Here is a 25,252-nt window from a genome sequence, read left to right as displayed (position 1 = left end):
ATGAAATATAGCAAATTTAGTGGGGGGCCATTATGGTATTTAATCATAAAATATTTATATCAATAATTATATTTATATCAATAATTCTATGTGCGTGTTCAGAGGAAGAAGGACAAAGTGCAATAGATACTGTTATTGAAGACGTATATATTGAAATGAATGACGGAGTAAAACTGGCTACTCGTATATATCGCCCAAATGATAATAAACGTTATCCCGTATTGTTAGCTAGAACTACATATAGTAGTGGGGCATTTGGTAGCACAGAAGAGGGCGATTATCGAGAACTTGGAATTAGAATGGCTGAAAAAGGATATGTAGTTGTTATTCAGGATATAAGAGGTTTATATGGTTCTGAAGGGGAATGGCGATTGTTTAAGGATGATGCATCAGATGGCTATCAAACGGTCATTTGGCTAAACGAACAAACATGGAGCAATGGAAAGGTAGGCGTTTTTGGAAAATCTGCTGTTGGTATGACAGCTAATTTAGTAGCTACTACGAACCCTCCTGGATTAAAGGCTGCTTTTGTTCAAATGGCACCATCGCAATTTTATGAGGAAGTTATCGCGGAAGGTGGAATTTATAGACATGAAGTTGCTACTAGGTGGATGTATTTTATCAACTCTACTTATTCAATAAAAATGCTACAGCAAGGAAAAATAGACAAAGAAACATATTCTAAAATATTGGATGCTAATCAGCAGTTTCCGGATTTATTTAAGCATACACCGCTTAATAGCTTTCCATATTTAAGTGACAATTCATTGTTTACTTCAGTTTTTGAACATTATATACAGGATGATTACTATGATTATTATGATATTCCTTCTAACTTCTCAAATATTAAAATCCCAATCTATCATCTTGGAGGTTGGTATGACACTTTTTTAGAAGGAACGATGAAAAGCTATCTAGGTCTTCAGGAGAAGGGAGGAAAGGGAGCAAAAGGGAATCAGAAACTTCTTATGGGTCCTTGGACACATCAAGATTTCGGACAACACGGTATTGATGGAGATAGTTCCTTTTTTGAAGGAGATGAAATTTATTTAATAACTGAGATGGAACGTTGGTTTGATTACTGGCTAAAAGATATCGATACAGGTGTCATGGAGGAAGATCCTATTCAGTATTATACAATTGGAGCGAATGAATGGAGAACAACGCAAGTTTGGCCAGTTGAAGGTGTAGAAGAAAAATGGTATTTTAATAGCGAAAAAAGTAACAGTGCAACATCGATAAATGATTCGCTATTGTCGAATAAACCGCCACTTTTAGAAGCGAAAAATCAATTTAACTACGACCCTAAAAGCCCAATTATTACAATTGGAGGGAGAAATTTATTTGGCGAATTGGGATTAGGACCATTAGATCAACGACCAGCCGAAGAACATTCATTAACCTATACGTCAGATCCGTTAACAGAACAACTAGAAATAGGAGGCACAGTTACAGCCAACTTATATGTTTCATCAAATGCCGTTGATACTGATTTCACTGTGAAAATAACGGATGTTTCACCTGATGGTACTTCTCATTTATTAAATGAAGGGGCATTACGAATGCGATTTCGTGAAGGGCTAGATAGAGAAGTATTTATGGAGGATGGCGAAATATATGAGATAGAAATCAATTTACATGAAATAAGTCATATATTTAATGAGGGACATAGAATTCGAGTTGCTGTAGCAAGTAGCAATTTCCCGCGATTCGACCGAAACCCGAATACTGGAAATCCGCTCGGTGTAGATTCAGAGGAAGATTTTGTGACTGCGATAAATACAGTTCATATAGGCCCGGAACAACTATCACATATCGTGCTTCCAGTTATAAAAAATAAATAATAATATTATTATGATATCCCCCACTACGATTTATTTTTTAGTTGAGGGTTTCTGAACGCATAGTGACAAAGACTGAATTCTATAAAATAGAATTCAGTCTTTTGATTATTTGTTAGTAATTTTTAACCATATTAAATCATATAATAGAAGTGCAAAAAATATATAAAACTATTATCTAAATTGATCAGCCTGGAAATTTTAAAAGGTGAAATTATTAAACTTATGAAATGAGGACAACCTTGATGATTCAATTACTCCAAACGGGTATATTAAATGAATCCTTAATTCAAATTGAGTGGAGTGATTATACTAAATCGGTAGCAGCGATTCATCATCATCTTGAAAAATCTAATAGTGAAATGACAGGGTGGCTAAATTCTCCACTAGAAAATAATGTAGAGTTGGTGAACTCGATTCAACAAACCGCATATAAAATTAAAATGCTTGCAGATGTATTAGTAGTTATCGGAGTAGGTGGGTCATTTTTAGGTGCAAAAGCGATTCAAGACGCATTAACACCGTATTTTGGTGATTGTGCGAATGGGATTGAAGTTGTCTATGTAGGTCAAAATATGAGTGGTGCTTATATCAGACAGCTACTTAATAGTCTTGAACATAAAGAAGTATTTGTAAATGTTATATCTAAATCTGGTACAACGATGGAACCGGCGTTAGCATTCCGTGTATTACGACAATATATGGAAAATCGTTACGGGAATGAAGCACACGATCGGATTATAGTGACAACTGATGCTGAAAAGGGTCTATTAAAACATGTTGCAGAAAAATCTGGCTATACACAATTCGTAATTCCATCAAATATTGGTGGTCGCTATTCCGTATTAACCCCAGCAGGACTGTTACCAATTGCAGTTGCTGGTGTTGATATTGATAAGTTATTAGCAGGAGCTAAAAAAGCAGCGACGGTTTTAAAGAATGAAAAACTCGAACAAAACGAAGCGTATCGTTATGCAGTGATTCGACAAGAACTCTATAAAAATGGTTATCAAATTGAACTTTTAGCCTCTTTTGAACCAGGTCTTGCAAAACTCCATGAATGGTGGAAGCAATTATTTGGAGAAAGTGAAGGGAAAGGGAAAAGGGGTTTGTTTCCAGCGTCGGTTAGTTACTCGACCGACTTACATGCAATAGGTCAGTTCATACAAGATGGTAGCCCGATAGTTTTTGAAACATTACTTCACTTTAAAGAGATTCCTTTTGATTATCAAGTGCCGTTTGATGAGCGCAACGATGACCAACTGAACTATATAGCAAATTATAGCTTTAACGAAATCAATGCCATTTCCAAACAAGGTACGGCTATGGCGCATGCGGAAGGAGGAGTTCCGATTATTCAACTCGAATTAGAGCGGCTAGATGCCTATCATTTAGGGTACCTAATTTATTTTTTTATGAAAGCATGTGCGATGAGTGCTTCCCTTTTACAAGTTAATCCATTTGATCAACCAGGTGTTGAAGCCTATAAAAAGAAAATGCTTCAATTGTTGCAAGTGGAAAATGTTAAGAAGCAATATGGGATGGGGATGTAAATGACAACAATAATGGCGATAGAATATCATTTTCCAACAAATCAAATTTTTAATGACCCAAACAATAAATTAACAAAAAAAGTTGGGATTTCATCTAAATATATAGCAGAGAAAAATGAAACAGCTTCTGACTTGGCATTACAAGCTGCTGAAAAATTATTTGCAAAGGGTGTTTGTAAAAAGAGTGAAATCGACTTTTTATTATTTTGTACGCAAGCTCCGGATTATATTTTGCCAACAACGGCATGTATCATTCAGGAAAAATTAAAACTCCCTACTAGTTGTGGTGCACTCGATTTTAATTTAGGCTGTTCGGGATTTGTTTATGGCCTGTCACTTGCTAAAGGGTTAATTGAAAGTGGGCAAGCAAAGAATGTTTTACTCTTAACAGCGGATACTTACAGTAAATTTATTCATGAAAATGATTTCAGCACGAGCTTACTATTTGGTGATGCAGCGGCCGCAACTCTAATAACTGAATCTACTGATAGAAATAATCTTGGCCCTTTTATATTTGGGACAGATGGTAGTGGGGCAAAAGAGTTAATTATATTTGCAGGAGGATCTAGAGAGCCGGTAGATTCTGAAGCTTTACTGGAATTTGAAGATGAAAAAGGCAACATTCGAACACGAAGTAGTCTTTATATGAATGGATCAGAAGTATTTAATTTTGCTATGAGAGAAGTACCTAAAGCGATAAATGATTTGTTAACTAAAGAAAATACAACATTGAATGATTATGATTACTTTATTTTTCACCAAGCGAACAAATATATGTTAGATGCTCTGAGAAGAAGGATGGATATTGATAAGGAAAAATTCTCTATTCAATTGCACGATTGTGGAAATACGGTATCTTCAACAATTCCAATAGCTTTAAAAAGAGAAATAGAACTTGGGCATATTAAAAACGGGGACAAGGTTTTATTAGTTGGATTCGGAGTAGGGTTATCTTGGGGCGTTTGCTCAATAAAAATACGTTATTAACTATAGATTAGTAGATGTGGGGGGCTAATAGATGAATCTAAAGCAATTTATAGCGTTATGTGAAGACATTTTAGAATTAAAAGAAGGTACGCTAACAATGGATACGCGTTTAGACAATATTGAAGAATGGGACTCATTAACAAGAATGGACTTAGTTTCATATTGTGAGGAGAAGTTTAATGCCAAACTACCTATAGAAATTTTCCAAGATACTGAAATATTTCAAGATGTAATAGATAAAGTGAAGCAATATTTACATGTAATTGCCTATGAAAAATGAAGAGTTGTTACTATTGGTTGGGGATGGAGAATTTGCCGAAATAGCATATGAATATTTTACTTATGATTCCCCATATCGTGTCATAGCATTTGCGGTTGAAAAAGAGTATTTGAAGCGGGAGACACTGTATGATTTACCTATAGTTCCTTTTGAGGAAATCGATCAAAGGTATTCGCCTGATCAGTATAAAGTTTTTGTTGCTATTAATAGTACTAAATTAAATAGACCCAGAACTAGATTATATAATGAAGTGAAAAATAAAGGCTATGAGATCGTTTCATACATTAGCACAAAATCGTTTGTATGGAGAAATGTAAAAATTGGAGAAAACACCTTTATTTTCGAAAACAATGTCCTGCAGCATCATGTTGAAGTAGGGAATAATGTAATTATTTGGAGCGGTAATCATATTGGGCATCGTTCAGTTATAAAAGACAATAGTTTTATAACTTCTCACGTTGTTATTGCAGGTGGATGTGAAATAGGGGAAAGCTGCTTTCTAGGTATAAATAGTACATTAAATGACTCTATAAAAATAGGAAAAGACTGTTTCATTGCCTCTGGAGCAGTAGTCAATAAAAATACAAAAGAAGGCTGTATGTATTCGGGAAATCCTGCAAAATCTATGGCTTTAACGAGTTATAGATACTTTAATATAGAAGTAGAGTAGACTTAACTTATCATTATAGTTAGATCGATGCCAATTCCATCAATTAAATTATAAATCGAATTCCCAAAGTATGCTTTATACTCTGGGGATTTTTGTTTTTAACAGAATTGTCGAAGTAATAATTTGATTGTTTACTTCATATGAAATTAATAGCATCTTTTATAGTAAATCTGTCTTAAGGGGGCATTAAAATTGGAAGAAACAATCAGCTTACATGATATCGCAAAAATTATTAGAAAAAGATTATTACTAATTATAATACTAATGATTTTAAGTATTGGAATTGCCATCGGTATTAGTCTTTATCTGCTAACTCCTCTCTATCAGGCAAACACACAAATATTAGTTAATCAAAATAGTGGTCCTGAGGAAGTGTATTCATGGCAAACAACAGAGACCGACCTACGTTTAATTAATACGTATAATGTCATCATCACAAGTCCAGTCATCTTAACCCCCGTTATTGAAGAACTTAAGTTAAATATGACCCCAGGACAATTAATGAATCAAATATCAGTGTCGAGTGAAAGTGAATCAAAAGTTGTTAACATCGGCGTATTGAATTCTGATCCGGAACTAGCTGTTAATATTTCGAATACGGTGGCAGAAGTGTTTAAAGAGCAAATTCCAAAGCTGATGAGTGTTGATAATATTACGATTTTATCAGTAGCAAAACTTAGTGATATACCAAATCCAGTAAAACCAAACAAGACGCTAAATATTGCAATTGGAGCAATTATTGGTTTCATGTTGGGTATTGGAGTGGCAATTTTACTAGAAATTTTAGATGCAACTGTAAAGAACGAGAGTGATATTGAAGAACTTATAGGTTTACCGGTTATAGGAGTAGTAGGTTTCATTGTTGAAGAAAAGGAAAAGCGACTTTCCCTTTTTTCCCGGAGAGCTAGGAGGAATTTAAATGTTTAAATTGATTAGAAGGAAAAAGAAAAAAAAGTTGCAACATTCAAAAATAGCCCGAAAGCTAGTTACAATTTCTGGGGGGAAATCATATATATTAGAGCAATTTCGTACAATTCGTACAAACATCACATTTTCAATGACGGACCAAGAATTAAAAACGATTTTAGTTACCTCATCTACACCAGGAGAAGGGAAATCCACGAATGCGGCTAATCTTGGGGTCGTATTTGCGCAGGAAGGGAAAAGAGTCTTAATCATTGATGGAGATTTAAGGAAACCGACGTTGCACCATACATTTAAAACCTTCAACAAAGTAGGACTATCCAAAGTATTAACAAAAAAGGCTTCAATTGAAGAAGCCATTCAAGAGACTTTTATTGTTGGGCTTTATGTCATCACTAGTGGTCCGATTCCACCAAATCCATCTGAATTACTGTCTTCAAATGCAATGGATGAATTGGTCCTTGAAGTACAGAAGGATTATGACATAATTATTATCGATTCGCCACCATTATTATCTGTTTCAGATGCTCAAATTTTAGCAAATAAATGCGATGGCACAATATTAATTGTAAATGCGGGTGTTGTTGAAAAAAGTGCTGTCCAAAAGGCGAAGGCAATTTTATCGACTACCCATTCCAAAATATTAGGGGTAGTGTTAAATAATTATATGACACCGGGTCATCAGAAGTATTATGAAGAGTATAGTTTCGTTGAGTAATTCTTTAAAAATAGTTCCAGTTTTAAAAGTCTATTTCAGAATACTGGCGCATACAATGACGTACAGGCAATAAATTTTTTGTCTTAAAACGAAGCAGTATTAGTTGAGGAGGAATAGCTGTGGATTCATTAAAAGTATCATCTCGTTCTAATCCCAATTCTGTTGCAGGAGCACTCGTAGCCGTCATACGAGAGCAAGGATTTGCGGAAATGCAGGCAGTAGGTGCGGGGGCATTGAATCAAGCGATTAAAGCAGTAGCAATTGCTAGGGGATTTGTAGCACCAAGTGGAACCGATTTAATTTGTGCACCAGCTTTTGCGGATATTATTATTGCTGGCGAAGATCGTACGGCATTGAAACTACTCGTTGAAAAAAGAGTTCGTTAAATCATAAACATGAACACTTGTAAGAGGAAGCTAGATTTCTTCTTACAGGTGTTTTTTCTTTTGGAACGAATTTCTATAACTTTCGTTTTACATAGTATGTCGTTTAAAATAGCTAGTATTAAAAAGGGTACTTTACAAAAAAATAAATTGTGTACAAAAGTTTCCGTCAAAGGTCTGATTTTTTGTTTCAATATGACATTTGCAATAGAACACGTACACACTTCATGTTAAACTAATGTAGGAAATTTAACTCCTTTTCGCATGTAACCAAACACTAGTGAAAAAGGAATTGCCTATGGCGAATGGTATGAATTAGGTAGTGTTCTTTGAGCACATAAAATCCCAAATTCGAACGCAATTATGTTAAGGCATAATTGATCTCTAATTAGCTGTTTTTACATAGCTAAGTAAGCTTCAATTAGTATATAAAAAGCAATCTTAAGGAGATGTTGACATGTTACATCAGCTTTCATGGAAAGTCGGTGGGCAACAAGGTGAAGGGATTGAGAGTACAGGTGAAATTTTCTCAATGGCAATGAATCGTTTAGGATACTTCCTATACGGTTACCGTCATTTCTCTTCTCGTATTAAAGGTGGCCATACGAATAATAAAATTACAGTACGTCCGACAGAAGTTCGTTCCATTGCGGATGATTTAGATATTTTGGTGGCATTTGACCAAGAGACGATCGACGTAAACTACAAAGAATTAACAGCATCAAGTATTATTTTAGCGGATGCAAAATTTGACCCGAAAAATCCTGAGGATAGTAAAGCACCATTATATGCAGTGCCATTTACGGAGATTGCTGCAGAGCTAGGTACCTCTTTAATGAAAAACATGGTAGCAATTGGTGCAACAGCTGCTCTTTTAAACTTAAATGAAGAAGTTTTCCAAAGCGTTGTTGATGAGATATTCGGTCGTAAAGGTGAAGAAGTTGTTGCTAAAAACATTGAAGCCATTAAACGTGGACGAGAAGCGATTAGTGATCAAATTGGGGATCGTGTAGGTGCATGGGAAGTTGCACCAGCAGATGGAAAGCGTCGTATGTTTATGATTGGGAATGATGCTGTAGCATTGGGTGCCCTTGCAGCAGGTTCTCGCTTTATGGCGGCATACCCAATTACACCCGCATCTGAAATTATGGAGTATATGATTAAAAAGCTTCCTTTAGTAGGTGGCGCAGTTATTCAAACAGAAGATGAAATCGCAGCTGCTACAATGGCAATCGGTGCAAACTACGGTGGTGTACGTGCATTTACAGCATCAGCAGGTCCAGGTCTTTCATTAATGATGGAGGCAATAGGTCTTTCAGGTATGACTGAACAACCGCTTGTTATTTTTGATACGCAGCGTGGTGGACCATCTACAGGTTTACCAACAAAGCAAGAGCAATCTGACTTAATGGCAATGCTTTATGGTACACACGGAGAGATTCCGAAAGTAGTCATCGCACCTTCAACAATGGAAGAGGCATTTTACGATACAATTCAAGCGTTTAATATTGCTGAAGAATTACAGTTACCAGTAATCGTAATGACTGATTTACAGTTAGCGCTTGGTAAACAGTCAGTCGAGCCATTTGATTACAGCAAAATTGAAATTCGCCGAGGCAAAATTGTTTCGCAAGTCGAAGATGAAGAAACGAAAGAATACTTCAAACGTTATGAAAATACAGAGGACGGCGTTTCACCACGTATTTTACCAGGTACAAAGGGTGGTATTCACCATGTGACAGGTGTTGAGCATGATGAGACAGGGAAACCTTCAGAAGCAACAGGAAATCGCCGTACTCAAATGGATAAACGTATGCGAAAGTTAGATGCATTAAACTTTAAAAATCCAGTGTATGTAAACGCTCCATATGAAGAAGCAGATATATTATTAGTAGGTTTTAACTCTACGCGAGGGGCATTAGAAGAAGTGCAAGAAGCATTGAATGCAGAAGGTGTGAAAGCAAATCATGCGCACATCAAGCTTGTGCATCCTTTCCCAGTAGAAGAAATGGCAGCATTAGTAGAAAAAGCGAAAAAAGTAATCGTTGTTGAAAATAATGCAACAGGTCAGTTAGCAAATATTATGAAAATGAATATTGGCGGACATACAAAAACAAAATCAATCTTAAAATACGATGGTACACCATTCTTACCTCGTGAATTAACAAACTTAGTGAAGGAGGAAATTTAATTATGGCAACATTTAAAGATTTCCGTAATTCCGTTAAACCGAATTGGTGCCCAGGCTGTGGTGACTTCTCTGTGCAAGCTGCGATTCAACGTGCAGCTGCAAATGTTGGCTATGAACCAAATGAATTAGCCGTTATTTCAGGAATTGGCTGTTCGGGTCGTATTTCAGGCTATATTAACTCATATGGCTTTCACGGTATTCATGGTCGTGCATTACCAATTGCACAAGGCTTAAAGATGGCAAATAAAGATTTAAAAGTCATCGCTTCAGGCGGTGACGGTGATGGTTTTGCAATTGGTATGGGGCACACAATCCATGCTATTCGCCGTAATATTGATATTACGTATGTAGTAATGGACAACCAAATTTATGGCTTAACAAAAGGGCAAACGTCGCCACGTTCCGCTGCAGGCTTCATTACAAAATCAACGCCAGGTGGTGCGATTGAACCTTCAATCAAGCCGTTAGAAGTAGCTTTAACAAGTGGTGCAACGTTTGTAGCACAAGGCTTCTCGACAGATATTAAGGAATTAACTGCTTTAATTGAAGCGGGTCTTAATCATAAAGGATTCTCGTTCATCAACGTATTCTCACCATGTGTAACATATAACAAAGTAAATACGTATGAATGGTTTAAAGAAAATTTAACAAAATTAGCTGATATTGAAGGCTATGATCATACAAACCGTGAGCTAGCGATGCAAACAGTTATGAAAAATGAAGGATTAGTAACAGGAATTATTTATCATGATCAGGAAACAACATCCTATCAAGATAAGATTCAAGGCTATTCTGAATTACCATTAACAGACATTGACATTAGCTTATCCGAGGATCAATTCGATCAATTAATAAAAGAATTTATGTAATGTTAAAAATGCTATTTTGACTATTCGTCAAAATAGTATTTTTTTTTCTATTTGTTGGGGTATCTATTCAATTTGTGCTATATGAATATCCCAGGATTAAAAGGTGTAATCATAGAAAATTGTGAGCAGTTACAAGGAGCGTATAGTGCTTCATATATCGATGTTTAAGAGAGAACACACATGTCCGGCTTGTGGAGATAATACAGAGAAAGTACATGATTATCGTATGCAAAAAATTAAGCATCTAAAGTGGTTTGAAAAAGAGTGCTATAAATAATAGCAACGAGATTCAAAAGTGACGAAAGATATAACAGAAGTAAAGGCTGGTTTAGAAGCATTTTACTGCAAGGTAGAGGAAAGCGGAAACAAGGCATTATTAAAAGCAATTAAGACATTTAAAATTGACAAGTAGAGATTTTAAATCGTTACGCATTTGGCTATTCAAATGGTTTTTTAGAGGGCATTAATAACACTTCAAAAGTCATCAAGCGTCATGCATTTGGATTTAGGAAGTATGAACACTTCAAAGCAAAAGTACTTTTAAGTAGAGTATATAAAGAAGTAGGTATACACCTTGGTTAACAGAGAGTTGATTGGAATGGAGGGAGGCAGACTCCTGCGGGAACAGCACGTGCGGAAAATCCACTACCAACGGGACGCATCCCGTTGGTAGTTAGTTGGAGCCGTGCCCGCGGAAAGCGTCCGCCCGTAATGGAAATCAACGGACTTGTTTAGAAAAAACAAAAAGGTAGTGCCGATTGATGAAACATTATGACATTACCCCAACATTTTACTTAGAACCATTTTTTACATTTAATTAACAATATTAGGTATTTAGATTTACACGGTTTTTTTATACTTAATCCAAAATAAGTATAAATGGGGTATTTATGGTGCGTTTTCGTCAGGCGATTAAAGTGAATGATCGATTAGCAGTTTTAATGATAGTTTGTATTTTATCTAACATCATATTAACCGTATTTAGTATGGACTATTTACGCAAAATGGAAAATGAAACAACGATCATGTATGAACAAAAATTAGTACTGACACATTATCTTTATGACCTGCAAAATCAATTCCTTCTTACAAATGAAATAGCGACTGAACAAGTGGAATATATTCGGGTACATGCATTTGATTCGAAAATGGAGCATTATGCGAAAGCACTAAAAGAAAGTCCATCGATTGCGCTCATAAATGAAATAAATGAATATGTATTGGAACGCGCAGAATACAAGTTAAAAAGTCATGAACTAGACATTGCATTTGGCTACAAGCTGCTATTATCAATTTCCATTATTTTAATGGTGTTAATTTTATTTTTTGGTATTCAAGCGATTCGCTCGATCAATAAGCCCACACGTGAATTAAAGGAGCTCTTTCGACTAGCACAACAGGGGGATTTAACAAAGTATGCAACATATACGGCAAGGGACGAATTAGGTGAGACAACGAAATATTATAATTTGATGGTATCGGATATTAAGGAACTACTTAAAACAGTAAGAAAAAATACAATATCCGCAACCGAAGCAAATCAACAGTTAGAAATAAATTCTGAGCAAATAACGTCTGGTGCAATACATATATTAAAAAAAGCTGAGTCGATGACGGACTCTTTACATTTTGCTTCTACGCAACTCACTGAAAATAGTGCATCTGTACAGCAAGTAGCATCAGGCATCGCTCAAATATCAAATCGCATGGATCACGTCGATCATTTTGTGCGTGAAACAATTCGTTCAGCAGTAGATGGAGAAAATATAGTTGAACAAAATTTAATACAAATGCATGATGTAGAGATTGCCATGCAAAAAACGAGTGAAACTATCTCTATCTTGAACGAACAATCGATGCATATTTCTAAAGCGGTTCAAATGATTCAGTCTGTAGCAGATCAAACGAATTTATTAGCATTAAACGCATCGATTGAAGCAGCACGCGCAGGAGAACATGGGAATGGCTTTGCCGTTGTGGCAAATGAAGTTAGAAAACTTGCAGAACAATCGAAACAGTTTACGAAATCTATTGCAACAATCGTTTATGAAATTCAGCAGAAAGCAGATAGTGCTACAAGTGATATGGGTCAGGCTATGGAGTCCGTACAAAAGGGCGTTTTAGCAACAACTAATAGTGCAGCTAGGTTTCGTGAAATTTCGGAACAAGTAAAGCAAATTAGTCCTCAAATGGAGCAAGTGACAGAAATTATGCACGATATGACTAAGCATACTTATACTATTGCACAAAGTTCGATGCAGTTAAGTGGACGTTCAGAAGAAAATTTAGCTTCAATGCATCAAATTCAAGAACAAATTGTATTACAAAAAATAGCGACTGCAGATATTTATGAAGAAATTCGTAGCATTGCAAAAAATATGCGGTCCTTATCCTATACAGTTGAAAAATTTCGTATGTAACAATAAAACTTTGACGATTTAATCGTTGGAGTTTTTTTATTACATAAAAAAGTTAATAAAATCGAAAAAATATAATTATATTATAATACTGGTAAATAATCGTTTTGATAATAATTTGTTATGTTATCACGATTAACAATAAAAAAACGATATAATATTGTTCCTATTAATATAGTGTAATTAGTAAATATACTTTTATGTTAATTTATGTAATAATAGATATTACCTAAAATATAATAGAGAATGTTAAGAATTTTTTTAAAAATGACGCTTTTAATAAATTATTGACTGTAGTACAATTAAGATAACGAATAAATACATTAGTAAGTCGTAGATGAAAAAATATAAATATATTAATAAAATGTACTTGTATTTAGCCGTTAGTAAACAGAGGTAGATAATTTCAACTAGGGAAATAGCGATAGGTGTAAGTATGTGTTCCAATGGTGATTTCAAAAAAATGAAAATTTCAGTTAGGAGATGAAGTATATGAATAATCAAATTCAGCTTAATTTGCCAGAATGGTTTGTACTTGATGAATTACATATTATTGAAACAATTATTAGTAAAAATAGTGCTGACGTTGGTATTGTTATAGCAGGTGAAAACTTAGATGATTCAAAGAGATGCTGCCCAACTGTAAGACTTTATATGATTCGTTTAGTTGAAGAACAATACGAATTAATAAAAGAACTAGATGCTTTCCAATTTGAAACGATTGAAGAAGCGAAAACTTTTTCGAAAAAATTACCTGAATTAAATGCCATTGACTTAGTTATGATGGTAAATAAGGAACAATCCATTTTTACAGTTTAATTTATTCCCTAATTATTTTTCCGTCCTCAAATTTTGAGGACGGTTTTTTTGTTTTGTCCATTTATTCATATTAATTGTTTTTTAATGGAGAACAGATAAAATGGAAGAGTACATTGAATTAAATAAAGGGAAGTGATTTTAATGGCTAGAGGTGTATATATTCACATTCCTTTTTGTCATCAAATTTGTAATTATTGTGATTTTAATAAGGTGTTTTTTAAAAATCAGCCTGTTGATGAATATATAGAGGCGCTCGGTAGAGAAATGGAAATGGTCGTAAGACAAATGCCGGAAGCTTTTACGGAAGTTGAAACTATTTTTTTAGGTGGAGGAACACCTACTGCGCTTTCTGCTGAACAAATTGATAAATTAATGGGAATTATTGTGAAACATATTCCGATGTCAAACGTAAAAGAATTTAGTAGTGAAGCAAACCCGGATGAATTAACCGTAGAAAAGCTACAAGCATTGTATAATGGCGGTGTAAATCGATTAAGTATGGGTGTTCAATCGTTTGATCAAACGCTTTTACAGAAAATCGGAAGAACACATTCGAATGATCATGTGTACGAAACAATTGAAAATGCGAAGAGAGTTGGCTTTAAAAATATAAGTATTGATTTAATGTATGGTTTACCGGGACAGACGATGGAACAGTGGACGGACACATTACAAAAAGCCTTTGCGTTAAATTTACCTCATTATTCAGCTTACTCACTTATAGTTGAGCCAAAGACAATATTTTATATTCAGTATGCAAAAGGAAAGCTTATATTGCCTACGGAAGATTTAGAGGCAGCTATGTATAGTGTACTTATGGATGAAATGGAAGCACATGGACTCCAACAATATGAAATAAGTAATTTTGCACATAATGGTTTTGCCTCTACACATAATAAAATTTATTGGGATAATGATGAATACGCTGGTTTTGGTGCAGGTGCACACGGCTATCTTCAAGGAGTGCGCTATTCAAATATTGGACCTATAAAAAAGTATATTGAAACAGTGATGACAGGATGTCGTCCACTTATACATGAACATACTGTAACAAAAGAAGAAAAATTAGAGGAGCAAATGTTTTTAGGATTGCGTAAAGCTGAAGGAGTGACGCACGTAGAGTTTGAACGGAAATTCGATCAAACGATGGCATCAATTTATGATACAACCTTTGAAAAACTTTGTAAGGAAAAGTTGCTAGAAGTGGATGATGCTGGAGTTCGTCTGACTCGACAAGGTAGATTTGTCGGAAACGAAGTATTTCAGCGCTTTTTAGTTGAATAATAATCGGATGAAAAAATTATGGTGAAAATCGGATGAATTCATTGACATCAATTTAGAGATTTGCTAATTTATATAATATATTAGCACTCCTCATAAACGAGTGCTAACAGAGGTGAAAATGATGTTAACAAATCGGCAGTTACAAATATTACAAGTAATCGTAGATGATTTTGTGATGTCTGCTCAGCCTGTTGGTTCGCGTCAGTTGTCTAAAAAAGAGGGCATTACGTATAGTGCTGCTACCATTCGAAATGAGATGGCAGATTTAGAGGAGCTAGGCTTTTTAGAAAAAACGCACACGTCTTCGGGACGAGTTCCATCAGAAAAAGGGTATCGTTTTTATGTAGATCATTTATTGCGCCCTCAAGTCATTACGGCGAATGAGGTAGTGCAAATTCATTCACTATTTGAGAAGCAAATATTCGAAGCGGAGCAAATTATAAGAGAATCGGCAAATATTTTATCGGAACTGACTTCTTATACAACGATATTGCTTGGTCCGGATGTTCAAAAACATAGGGTTAAAAAATTTCAAATTGTTCCACTTTCGGATCAAACAGCAGTTGCTATTATCGTCACAGATAATGGACATGTAGAAAATCGTGCATTAACGTTACCACCTGGCTTTAGTCCAATAGAAATAGAAAAAATGGTCAATATTTTAAATGATCGGTTAGTTGGCGTTCCGCTTCATGATTTGCCTTTAAAATTAGAAACAGAGGCATTATCTGTGCTGAAACAACATGTCAATGCGTCCGAATCCATTATTGAATCTTTACGCTCTATTTCAACAGGGCAATCGGAAGGTAAAATATACTATGGTGGTAAATCGAATATGCTGAGCCAACCAGAATTCCATGACTTAAATAAAATGCGTATGCTGATGGATTTAATAGATAAAGAAAGCCAAGTACAGCGATTATTTAATCAACAGAACTCTGATATTCAAATTCGGATTGGTTCAGAAAATAACAATTTAGCAATGGAAAATTGTAGTGTTATTACTGCTTCATTCCTAGTAGGTGAGGAGCAACAAGGTGCAATTGCAATTATTGGTCCTACACGAATGGACTATAAGCGTGTTGTAACATTGTTGGAAGTTATGCGTAACAGCTTATCGCAAGCATTTTTCGATCGACAGAAGTAAAGTGCTTTAAGGAGGAAATAAAGTGACAGAAACAACGAAAACAAACGAAGAGTTAGAGCAGGTAACGACAGAAGATCCACAAGCAGAAACAGAAGGTTTAGAGCAAGAAGTAGTACTAGATGAAAATGAACAAAAAATAAAAGAACTTGAAGAGAAGTTGGCTGAAGAAGAAGCACGTTACATTCGTTTACGTGCAGATTATGATAATTTAGCTCGACGCGGTCGTCTAGATCGTGAAGCAGCTGAAAAGTATCGTGCACAAGCTTTATTAACGGAGCTATTACCAGTCATGGATAATTTAGACCGTGCACTTCAAGTTGAAGTAACAACGGAAGAAGCAGTGTCATTATACAAAGGTGTTGAAATGGTCTACCAACAGTTGCTAACAGCTACTCAAAAAGAAGGCTTACAAGTAATTGCTGCAGAAGGAGAGGTATTTGATCCTAACTTCCACCAAGCGGTTATGCAAGAGCAAGACAGTGAAAAAGAACAAGGTATTGTACTACGCGAATTACAAAAAGGGTATCAATTAAAGGATCGTGTATTACGTCCTTCTATGGTATCTGTAAACGAATAATGAATTTACTTTGCTTGCCATACTTAGTGCAAAGTATGGCATAACATCATATACAAATTATAGAAATAAGCACGAGTATTCGTGTTTGAATAATAGGAGGAAAAACGAATTATGAGCAAAATTATCGGTATTGACTTAGGTACAACAAACTCTTGCGTATCTGTATTAGAAGGCGGCGAACCAAAAGTAATTCCAAATCCAGAAGGTAACCGTACATCTCCTTCAGTAGTAGCATTCAAAAATGGTGAAAAACAAGTTGGTGAAGTTGCAAAGCGTCAAGCAGTAACTAATCCAAACACAATTATTTCGATTAAATCAAAAATGGGTACTAATGATAAAGTAACAGTGGATGGCACTGACTATACACCTCAAGAAGTATCAGCAATGATTTTACAATACTTAAAAGGTTACGCCGAAGATTATTTAGGCGAAAAAGTTACGAAAGCAGTAATTACAGTTCCAGCTTACTTTAACGACGCACAACGCCAAGCAACAAAAGATGCTGGTAAAATTGCAGGTTTAGAAGTAGAGCGTATTATCAACGAACCAACAGCTGCAGCATTAGCATACGGTTTAGATCAACAAGATGTTGACCAAAAAATCTTAGTATTCGACTTAGGTGGCGGTACATTTGACGTATCTATTTTAGAATTAGCTGACGGTGTATTCGAGGTTTTAGCAACAGCAGGTGATAACAAACTTGGTGGCGACGACTTTGATGATAAAATCATTGCTTACTTAGTAGAAGAGTTCAAAAAAGAAAATGGCATTGACTTATCTAAAGATAAAATGGCAATGCAACGCTTAAAAGATGCAGCTGAAAAAGCGAAAAAAGATTTATCGGGTGTAACTTCAACTCAAATTTCATTACCATTCATTACTGCAGGTGCTGATGGTCCATTACACTTAGAAGTATCATTAACTCGTGCGAAATTTGATGATTTAACTCGTGATCTTGTTGAACGTACAATCGTTCCAACTCGTCAAGCATTATCTGATGCTGGTCTTTCAGCTTCAGAATTAGATAAAGTAATTTTAGTAGGTGGTTCTACTCGTATTCCTGCTGTAGTAGAAGCAATTAAAAAAGCAACTGGTCATGAGCCACATAAAGGTGTAAATCCAGATGAAGTAGTAGCAATGGGTGCTGCTGTTCAAGGTGGAGTTTTAGCAGGTGATGTTCAAGGCGTATTATTATTAGACGTAACACCATTATCATTAGGTATCGAAACAATGGGTGGCGTAATGACGAAATTAATCGATCGTAACACAACAATCCCAACTTCAAAATCACAAGTGTTCTCTACAGCTGCAGACAACCAACCGGCAGTAGACATTCACGTATTACAAGGTGAACGTTCAATGGCAGCTGACAATAAAACATTAGGTCGCTTCCAATTATCTGATATTCCACCAGCACCACGTGGTATTCCACAAATCGAAGTAACATTCGACATTGATGCAAACGGTATTGTATCAGTTAAAGCAAAAGACCTTGGTACACAAAAAGAGCAAACAATTGTTATCCAATCTGATTCTGGTCTTTCAGAAGAAGAAATCGAGCGCATGGTTAAAGACGCAGAAGCAAATGCTGAAGCGGATGCAAAACGTAAAGAAGAAGCAGATTTACGTAACGAAGCAGATCAATTAGTATTCCAAGTTGACAAAACAATTACTGATTTAGGTGAGCAAATTACAGAGGACGAAAAGAAATCTGTAGAAGATGCGCGTGATGAATTAAAAGCAGCTTTAGAAAAGGGTGAGCTTGAAGGAATTAAATCATCAAAAGAAAAATTAGAAGGCGTATTACAACCATTAGTAATGAAAGTATACGAGCAAGCTGCAGCAGCTGCTCAAGCAGCAGGTGGAGCAGAAGGCGCTGACTTCGGTGGCGCAGACGCTGGTAAAAAAGATGATGGTGTCGTTGATGCTGACTTCGAAGAAGTAAAAGACGATAAATAATTTGTTTTAATAAAAAAGCCAAAGACCGCTTGCGGCTTTGGCTTTTTGCTGATTTTAAATAAATATGCAAGTGAAAATGTAAAGGTGTAACATCGTAAAACTATGTGCGCCAAAAAGAAAACGAATGATTCAAGAATAGAAGTGTAGAGCAAAATCTATACATCATTTTTTTAACATGTTAAAATAGACGTTATGTAAAAAGAGCGGAGAGTGAACAATGAGTAAGCGCGATTACTATGAAGTGCTTGGATTAGCAAAAGGTGCAAGCAAAGATGAAATTAAAAAAGCGTATCGTAAATTATCTAAACAATATCACCCAGATTTAAACAAAGACGAAGGCGCCGATGAAAAGTTTAAAGAAGTTGCAGAGGCATATGAAGTACTTTCTGATGATCAAAAACGTGCGCGCTACGACCAATTCGGTCATGAAGATCCAAATGCTGGATTTGGTGGAGGTGGCTTCGGTGGTAGCGGCTTCGGCGGCTTCGAAGATATTTTCAGTTCATTCTTTGGAGGAAGTGGGCGACGTCAAGACCCAAACGCCCCACGCAAAGGGGACGATCTTCAGTTCCGTATGAATATCTCCTTTGAAGAAGCGGTATTTGGCAAAGAAACAGAAATTGAAATTCCTAAAGAAGAAACTTGTGATACTTGTCACGGCTCAGGTGCAAAACCAGGTACACAACCACAAACATGTTCACAATGTAATGGTGCTGGTCAAATTAACCAGGCGGTGGATACTCCATTCGGCCGTATGGTCAATAAACGTTCTTGTCCAAGTTGCCGCGGGCAAGGGAAAATCATTGTGGAGAAATGTACATCATGCCGAGGTGTGGGTAGCGTAACGAAAAAGAAAAAAATTAAAATTACGATTCCAGCAGGTGTGGATGACGGTCAACAATTACGTGTAGCAGGTCAAGGTGAAGCAGGATTTAATGGTGGTCCAGCAGGTGACTTATACATTATCTTCTCGATTCGTAAGCACGAATATTTCGAGCGCGATGGCGATGATATTTTATATGAATTAAATTTAACATTCCCACAAGCTGCACTCGGTGATGAAATTGAAGTGCCAACAATTCATGGGAAAGTTAAATTAAAAATCCCTGCAGGTACACAATCAGGTGCACAATTCCGCCTTAAAGATAAAGGTGTAAAAAATGTACATGGTTATGGTATGGGGAACCAATATGTCATCGTAAAAGTAGTAACACCTTCAAAACTTACAGAAAAGCAAAAGCAATTATTAAGAGAATTTGCTGAAATTAGTGGCGATATTCCTGAAGAACAAGGAAGTTCACTGTTTGATAAAATTAAGAAAAAAATTAAAGGCGATTAATTAAAGGAGTGAATTGCAAGTGAAATGGACAGAGCTTTCAGTTTTAACGACACATGAAGCAGTAGATGCGATAACAAACATTTTACATGAAGCAGGCGCAAGTGGCGTTGTAATTGAGGATTCAAAGGAATTAGATAAGGAAAGAATCGATAAGTTTGGTGAAATTTATGCATTAAACCCAGAGGATTTCCCAAAAACAGGTGTCATTGTGAAAGCTTACTTATCTGCATCAAGTTTTTTAGCTGAAACGATTGAAGAAATTAAACTTGCAATAGCTAACCTTGTAAATTTCGATATTAATATTGGTGAAAACGTACTTACACTATGTGAAGTAGATGAAGAGGATTGGTCTACAGCTTGGAAGCAATATTACCACCCAGTAAAAATTTCTGAACGCTTTACAATTGTGCCAACTTGGGAAGACTACAAACCAGTAAGTACGGATGAACTAATTATTGAACTAGATCCAGGTATGGCTTTTGGTACAGGGACACATCCAACTACGGTTATGTGTTTACAGGCACTAGAAAAAGTAATTCAAGAGGGGCATACGGTAGTTGATGTAGGTACAGGATCTGGAGTCCTTTCAATTGGCGCAGCGATGCTTGGAGCTAAAAGTGTTCACGCACTTGATTTAGATGAAGTAGCAGTAACAGCTGCACGGGAAAATGTCGCTTTAAATAAAATGGATCATCTTGTAGAAGTTTTCCATGGTAATCTACTAGATACTGTAAAAGAACCGGCTGACGTAGTTGTTGCAAATATTTTAGCGGAAATCATTATGTCATTTACAGACGATGCCTTTTCAATCGTAAAACCAGGAGGACTATACGTCACTTCAGGGATTATCGGTGCCAAAAAAGATGAAGTAAAGGTAACACTTGAGCAATCCGGCTTTATCATTGAAGAAGTATTAATGATGGAAGACTGGGTGGCAATTATTTCAAGACGCCCATAAAGTGTTTCTTGCATAAAAAGCACGAGGTGAAGCAACAGCTGCCAATAGCAGCTGTTGTTTTCATATTATGAAGGAGTGAAGGGAATGCAGCGTTATTTTGTGAAGCAACAACAAAATGAACAAGGAGAATTTATCATTACTGATGATAATGCACGCCATATTAGTAAAGTAATGCGTATGATTGTAGGTGACGAAATTATTGTCGTACACAATAATGAAGCACATATTTGTGAAATTTCAGCAATTGAGCAAGAAGTGTTTGCACGTCCAACAGGTAAAATAATTCCTTCGCCCGAGATGCCGATTCAAGTTACGATTGCCTGTGGTCTTCCTAAAGGTGATAAATTAGAACTAATCGCACAAAAAGGGACAGAGCTTGGTATGTATGCTTTACTACCCTTTGCAGCTGAACGTTCCATTGTAAAATGGGATGAAAAAAAGGGGAAGAAAAATCAAGAACGCCTACAAAAAATTGCACAAGAAGCAGCGGAGCAATCTCATCGTACGCATGTACCTGATATTAATTTTCCGATTAGCTTTAAACAATTAGTACAAAAATTTGCGGAATTTGATGCCATTTTTATAGCAGATGAAGAAGATGCAAAAATGGCTGAACGTACAAAATTTGCCGATAAGCTAAAGCATGTTGCAGCAAGAAATGCCACAAATATTTTATGTATATTTGGTCCAGAAGGCGGTATTTCTCGCCAAGAATCGAAAGCAATGCTAGAAGCAGGTGCACAAACGATGTCTTTAGGTCCGCGAATTTTAAGGGCAGAAACAGCACCCCTTTATGCATTATCAGCAATTTCATATGAATTTGAGTAATCAATGTTAAATTTTATAAGCATCAAATTCGTAAAATGAAAGTACGTTAATGCGGCTTGAGCTTTGTTAATAGGGCTCAAGCCGTTTATTTTAGTTTAAAAGATTTTTTGAGTATCCTTATCTTCTTTTAACATTTCAACGGCCTCTCTAAATCTTAAAGAATGCACGATTTCTCTTTCTCTTAAAAATTTTAAGCTATCATTTAGATCTGTATCGTCTGACATATCAATGATCCATTGATATGTTGCGCGGGCCTTTTCTTCTGCTGCTATATCCTCGTATAAATCTGCGATTGGGTCACCTTTAGCTTGAATATAAGTTGCAGTAAACGGTGCACCTGCAGCATTATGGTAAAATAACGCCTTATCATGATTTACATAATGCTCGCCAATACCAGCTTCTTTTAATTGTTGTGGTGTTGCGTCTTTTGTTAATTTGTAAATCATCGTAGCAATCATTTCTAAATGCGAAAACTCTTCCGTAGCTATATCGGTCAATAATCCCACTACTTTGTCTGGAATTGTGTATCTTTGATTCATATAACGTAGTGCTGCTGCTAATTCACCATCTGCACCGCCATACTGCTCAATTAAATATTTAGCAAGCGTCGGGTTACATGTACTAACTTTCACAGGATATTGTAGTTTTTTTTCATAATACCACAATTTAATTACCTCCTAATTATTAGTTAGACTTGCCATGGCCAAGGAGTTTCAATCCAATTAAAGGGGTAATTAGAATAACTTCTACCGAAGTTCATTAAAGGTCCAAATTTTTGTTCAAATTGGATTTTTAATTCCATACTTTTCTGAGTATTATCGTTGAATTGCCGAATGGCATCAAAATCTTCAGGATGTGTATCTAAATATAAATTTAATTCGACAATAACAAAATCGATTGCCTGTATTTCTTCCAGAAGTGTATAAAATTCAGGGGGCATCTTTTTATTCACATGTCATCCCTTTCTTTTTCAGGATTTGGATAAGGACTAACTAACTGAGGCCATAAAGTGCCAGCCATAAGAGCTTCTTTTGGTGTTTGGAATTGGGGTAATCCAGGTGGTTGAAAGCCGATATACAATTGGGGTGGCGTCGCATAACTCTTAACTTTGATAGGGGGACACGGATCATTTGGGCTAATATAAGGAAACCAATACTTATATTGTGTAAACAAATTATCCTCCTTTCAGACAATAAATTTAAGAGTATATGATATGCATAAAAAAAGTATTAATTACAAAAGTAAATTTATTTTATAAAAGAGCATGAGCGGGTCTGCCAGTTTAAAGGAGCCGAACTAAAAAGTTAGGCCCATGATATCTATTTGTGCTATTATAAAAAGCGTTGATAAATTGTATTTAACCGTAATATTGAAAGGATGATATATATTATGAGTAACGAGCGATCAAAAGTCGTAAGTTTCCATACTTTAGGTTGTAAAGTAAACCATTACGAAACAGAAGCTATATGGCAATTATTTAAAGAACAAGGATATGAGCGTGTTGATTTTGATCACCAATCAGACGTTTACGTTATAAACACTTGTACAGTAACAAATACAGGTGATAAAAAATCTCGCCAAGTAATCCGCCGTGCGATTCGTCAAAATCCTGATGCGGTTATTTGTGTAACAGGTTGCTATGCGCAAACATCACCAGCAGAAATTATGGCAATTCCAGGTGTAGACATTGTAGTAGGTACGCAAGATCGCGAAAAAATGCTAGGGTATATTGAACAATATCGTGAAGAGCGCCAACCAATCAATGCAGTACGTAACATTATGAAAAACCGTGTATATGAAGAGTTAGATGTTCCTGCATTTACAGACCGTACACGTGCATCTTTAAAAATTCAAGAAGGTTGTAATAACTTCTGTACATTCTGTATTATTCCTTGGGCGCGTGGCTTAATGCGTTCTCGTGATCCGCAAGAGGTAATTCGACAAGCGCAGCAATTAGTCGATGCTGGCTATTTAGAAATCGTTCTTACAGGTATTCATACAGGTGGATATGGACAAGATTTTAAAGATTACAACTTAGCACAACTTTTACGTGATTTAGAATCACAAGTAAAAGGTTTAAAACGTTTACGTATTTCTTCAATAGAAGCTTCACAATTAACAGATGAAGTAATTGAAGTATTACAAAACTCAAATATTGTTGTAAATCACTTACACATTCCGATCCAATCGGGTTCTGATACAGTATTAAAACGTATGCGCCGTAAATATACGATGGAATTTTTCGCGGAACGTTTAGAAAAATTGAAAGTTGCCCTTCCTGATTTAGCCGTAACGTCTGATGTTATTGTTGGATTTCCTGGCGAAACAGAAGAAGAGTTTATGGAAACGTATAATTTTATTCGTAATCACCAATTCTCTGAACTTCACGTATTCCCATTCTCTCCACGTACAGGAACACCAGCGGCACGGATGGAAGACCAATTAACGGAAGAAGTAAAAAATGAACGCGTACACCGCTTAATAAGCTTAAATGACCAATTAGCAAAAGAATATGCTTCACGATTTGAAGGCGAAGTTTTAGAAGTAATTCCAGAAGAACGTTTCAAAGATGGCGAAAATGAAAACTTATATGTCGGCTATACGACAAACTATTTAAAAATTATTTTCGAAGGTACAGAAGATATGATCGGAAAGTTAACGAAAGTAAAAATTACGAAAGCTGGCTACCCGTATAATGAAGGTCAATTCGTACGTGTTTTAGAAGAACAAATTCAATAAATGGGCTATCCCAACTCAAATTATTAAACTTCATTGTTTTGGCTTCATCGCCAAAATGATGAAGTTTTTTGTTTTATTTTGATTTATAGTTCCATTTTCAGGTAAATAGCTATATCTATTGTAAGCCCGTAATCAAATAACGCATATAAAGCGCTAGGCACCTCCGGTACGATAGACGTATCAATCAAAGGAGGTGCCATTCTTATGCCCGCAAACAAATTGACCATTGTTCCCGTCAAACTTGATCCTCTTCCAACTGAAGCTTCTTCGTTTCATTCTTCTCAATACAATGCTGCACCAGGTTGTGTGATTAAAACCGCTGTAGCTGAAATAGCTTTCTTCAATGGCGTAGATGAACGCATCATCCAAACTATTATGAAGGAGCTGAAAAATCGATGAAGCGTGATTTTACGAGCGTACAAAACATCTATATTATTTGCGGGAAGACCGATATGCGCAAAGGCATCGATGGTCTCGCAACGCTGGTTCAAGATTCTTTCGAATTAGATCCGTATAGCGATTCTATTTTTCTCTTTTCAGGATGGAGTAAGGACCGCTATAAATGTTTGTATTTTGATGGAGATGGCTTTGCCATGCTTTACAAACGATTGGATAATGGTAAGCTTCAATGGCCAAAAGATGAAAATGAGGTGCGAAGCCTTTCACAACAGGAACTGCGCTGGTTATTAGAAGGATTATCTTTACAACAGCCGAAGGCCATTGCGAAATCTGCAAAAGGTGTCTTTTAACTACATCATCAATAGTGGTA

27 protein-coding genes are annotated in these 25,252 nt (G+C 36.0%); 24 read left to right on the top strand and 3 right to left on the bottom strand.

Translation table 11 applies throughout. The features are described from left to right. Positions 1-32 precede the first annotated feature (32 nt). From MKZ17_RS14700 to MKZ17_RS14605, 21 genes are all read left to right on the top strand, one after another. The gene (locus tag MKZ17_RS14700) at positions 33-1,844 is read left to right on the top strand and encodes a CocE/NonD family hydrolase (protein WP_340724480.1); all 1,812 of its coding nucleotides are present in this window, start codon (positions 33-35) and stop codon (positions 1,842-1,844) included. A gap of 242 nt (positions 1,845-2,086) precedes the next feature. After that, positions 2,087-3,394, top strand: coding sequence for a glucose-6-phosphate isomerase (locus MKZ17_RS14695; protein ID WP_340724479.1), 1,308 nt, complete (start codon positions 2,087-2,089; stop codon positions 3,392-3,394). After that, positions 3,395-4,381: a 3-oxoacyl-ACP synthase III family protein gene (locus tag MKZ17_RS14690; protein WP_340724478.1), complete on the top strand. Its 987-nt coding sequence runs from the start codon at positions 3,395-3,397 to the stop codon at positions 4,379-4,381. It begins immediately after the preceding gene. A 31-nt stretch (positions 4,382-4,412) separates the two neighbouring features. Then, on the top strand, positions 4,413-4,661 hold the full coding sequence (locus MKZ17_RS14685; RefSeq protein WP_340724477.1) for an acyl carrier protein: 249 nt from the start codon (positions 4,413-4,415) through the stop codon (positions 4,659-4,661). Beyond that, positions 4,651-5,331, top strand: a complete 681-nt coding sequence (locus MKZ17_RS14680; RefSeq protein ID WP_340724476.1) for an acetyltransferase — start codon at positions 4,651-4,653, stop codon at positions 5,329-5,331. The genes MKZ17_RS14685 and MKZ17_RS14680 overlap by 11 nt, the downstream gene beginning before the upstream one ends. A 192-nt stretch (positions 5,332-5,523) precedes the next feature. Then, positions 5,524-6,258, top strand: a complete 735-nt coding sequence (locus tag MKZ17_RS14675) for a YveK family protein (RefSeq protein WP_340724475.1) — start codon at positions 5,524-5,526, stop codon at positions 6,256-6,258. Beyond that, entirely contained in the window at positions 6,251-6,973 is a 723-nt protein-coding gene (locus MKZ17_RS14670; protein WP_340724474.1) for a CpsD/CapB family tyrosine-protein kinase, read from the top strand. The genes MKZ17_RS14675 and MKZ17_RS14670 overlap by 8 nt, the downstream gene beginning before the upstream one ends. A gap of 119 nt (positions 6,974-7,092) precedes the next feature. Beyond that, positions 7,093-7,359 carry a stage V sporulation protein S gene (locus MKZ17_RS14665; protein ID WP_340724473.1) on the top strand — a complete coding sequence of 89 codons (267 nt, stop codon included), beginning with the start codon at positions 7,093-7,095 and terminating at the stop codon, positions 7,357-7,359. A 454-nt stretch (positions 7,360-7,813) separates the two neighbouring features. Then, positions 7,814-9,547, top strand: a complete 1,734-nt coding sequence (locus tag MKZ17_RS14660) for a 2-oxoacid:acceptor oxidoreductase subunit alpha (protein WP_340724472.1) — start codon at positions 7,814-7,816, stop codon at positions 9,545-9,547. A 2-nt stretch (positions 9,548-9,549) separates the two neighbouring features. After that, positions 9,550-10,416 carry a 2-oxoacid:ferredoxin oxidoreductase subunit beta gene (locus tag MKZ17_RS14655; protein WP_340724471.1) on the top strand — a complete coding sequence of 289 codons (867 nt, stop codon included), beginning with the start codon at positions 9,550-9,552 and terminating at the stop codon, positions 10,414-10,416. 160 nt (positions 10,417-10,576) lie between these two features. Continuing rightward, on the top strand, positions 10,577-10,693 hold the full coding sequence (locus MKZ17_RS20620) for a transposase family protein (protein ID WP_445326922.1): 117 nt from the start codon (positions 10,577-10,579) through the stop codon (positions 10,691-10,693). Positions 10,694-10,830: 137 nt separating this feature from the next. Beyond that, positions 10,831-10,998, top strand: a complete 168-nt coding sequence (locus MKZ17_RS14650) for a transposase (RefSeq protein ID WP_445326953.1) — start codon at positions 10,831-10,833, stop codon at positions 10,996-10,998. A gap of 311 nt (positions 10,999-11,309) precedes the next feature. Beyond that, positions 11,310-12,836, top strand: a complete 1,527-nt coding sequence (locus MKZ17_RS14645) for a methyl-accepting chemotaxis protein (RefSeq protein ID WP_340724470.1) — start codon at positions 11,310-11,312, stop codon at positions 12,834-12,836. Between the two features lie 489 nt (positions 12,837-13,325). Next, positions 13,326-13,652, top strand: coding sequence for a geranylgeranyl pyrophosphate synthase (locus tag MKZ17_RS14640; protein ID WP_340724469.1), 327 nt, complete (start codon positions 13,326-13,328; stop codon positions 13,650-13,652). Between the two features lie 141 nt (positions 13,653-13,793). Beyond that, positions 13,794-14,936, top strand: coding sequence for a radical SAM family heme chaperone HemW (hemW, locus tag MKZ17_RS14635; protein ID WP_340724468.1), 1,143 nt, complete (start codon positions 13,794-13,796; stop codon positions 14,934-14,936). A 121-nt stretch (positions 14,937-15,057) separates the two neighbouring features. Then, on the top strand, positions 15,058-16,083 hold the full coding sequence (gene hrcA, locus MKZ17_RS14630) for a heat-inducible transcriptional repressor HrcA (protein WP_340724467.1): 1,026 nt from the start codon (positions 15,058-15,060) through the stop codon (positions 16,081-16,083). Positions 16,084-16,105: 22 nt separating this feature from the next. Continuing rightward, positions 16,106-16,660, top strand: a complete 555-nt coding sequence (gene grpE, locus MKZ17_RS14625) for a nucleotide exchange factor GrpE (RefSeq protein WP_340724466.1) — start codon at positions 16,106-16,108, stop codon at positions 16,658-16,660. A 111-nt stretch (positions 16,661-16,771) separates the two neighbouring features. Then, positions 16,772-18,619 (top strand): molecular chaperone DnaK, encoded by a 1,848-nt coding sequence (gene dnaK / locus MKZ17_RS14620; RefSeq protein ID WP_340724465.1) that lies wholly within the window; start codon positions 16,772-16,774, stop codon positions 18,617-18,619. A 217-nt stretch (positions 18,620-18,836) separates the two neighbouring features. Further along, on the top strand, positions 18,837-19,958 hold the full coding sequence (gene dnaJ / locus MKZ17_RS14615; RefSeq protein WP_340724464.1) for a molecular chaperone DnaJ: 1,122 nt from the start codon (positions 18,837-18,839) through the stop codon (positions 19,956-19,958). Between the two features lie 19 nt (positions 19,959-19,977). After that, positions 19,978-20,916 (top strand): 50S ribosomal protein L11 methyltransferase, encoded by a 939-nt coding sequence (gene prmA, locus MKZ17_RS14610; RefSeq protein WP_340724463.1) that lies wholly within the window; start codon positions 19,978-19,980, stop codon positions 20,914-20,916. Positions 20,917-21,000: 84 nt separating this feature from the next. Next, entirely contained in the window at positions 21,001-21,744 is a 744-nt protein-coding gene (locus MKZ17_RS14605; RefSeq protein ID WP_340724462.1) for a 16S rRNA (uracil(1498)-N(3))-methyltransferase, read from the top strand. Between the two features lie 95 nt (positions 21,745-21,839). Here MKZ17_RS14605 and MKZ17_RS14600 read toward each other — a convergent pair whose 3' ends face one another. The 3 genes from MKZ17_RS14600 to MKZ17_RS14590 are packed head-to-tail and all read right to left on the bottom strand — an operon-like array spanning position 21,840 to position 22,917. Next, positions 21,840-22,409: a manganese catalase family protein gene (locus MKZ17_RS14600; protein ID WP_340724461.1), complete on the bottom strand. Its 570-nt coding sequence runs from the start codon at positions 22,407-22,409 to the stop codon at positions 21,840-21,842. Positions 22,410-22,432: 23 nt separating this feature from the next. Continuing rightward, positions 22,433-22,696, bottom strand: a complete 264-nt coding sequence (locus MKZ17_RS14595; RefSeq protein WP_340724460.1) for a spore coat protein CotJB — start codon at positions 22,694-22,696, stop codon at positions 22,433-22,435. After that, positions 22,693-22,917, bottom strand: coding sequence for a spore coat associated protein CotJA (locus tag MKZ17_RS14590; RefSeq protein ID WP_340724459.1), 225 nt, complete (start codon positions 22,915-22,917; stop codon positions 22,693-22,695). Before MKZ17_RS14590 ends, MKZ17_RS14595 begins: the two co-directional genes overlap by 4 nt. A 216-nt stretch (positions 22,918-23,133) precedes the next feature. Here MKZ17_RS14590 and mtaB point away from each other — a divergent pair, with 216 nt between their 5' ends. The 3 genes from mtaB to tnpB all read left to right on the top strand — a co-directional run bounded on the left by mtaB (position 23,134) and on the right by tnpB (position 25,232). Further along, entirely contained in the window at positions 23,134-24,483 is a 1,350-nt protein-coding gene (mtaB, locus tag MKZ17_RS14585; protein ID WP_340724458.1) for a tRNA (N(6)-L-threonylcarbamoyladenosine(37)-C(2))-methylthiotransferase MtaB, read from the top strand. A 204-nt stretch (positions 24,484-24,687) separates the two neighbouring features. After that, positions 24,688-24,882, top strand: a complete 195-nt coding sequence (locus tag MKZ17_RS14580) for a hypothetical protein (RefSeq protein ID WP_340722996.1) — start codon at positions 24,688-24,690, stop codon at positions 24,880-24,882. After that, the gene (gene tnpB, locus MKZ17_RS14575; protein ID WP_340722997.1) at positions 24,879-25,232 is read left to right on the top strand and encodes an IS66 family insertion sequence element accessory protein TnpB; all 354 of its coding nucleotides are present in this window, start codon (positions 24,879-24,881) and stop codon (positions 25,230-25,232) included. The genes MKZ17_RS14580 and tnpB overlap by 4 nt, the downstream gene beginning before the upstream one ends. Positions 25,233-25,252: the final 20 nt, after the last annotated feature.

Source organism: Solibacillus sp. FSL R7-0682 (genome assembly GCF_038005985.1).
In the GTDB taxonomy this organism is placed as follows: Bacteria; Bacillota; Bacilli; order Bacillales_A; family Planococcaceae; genus Solibacillus.
This window is presented reverse-complemented; position numbering and strand designations above follow the sequence as displayed.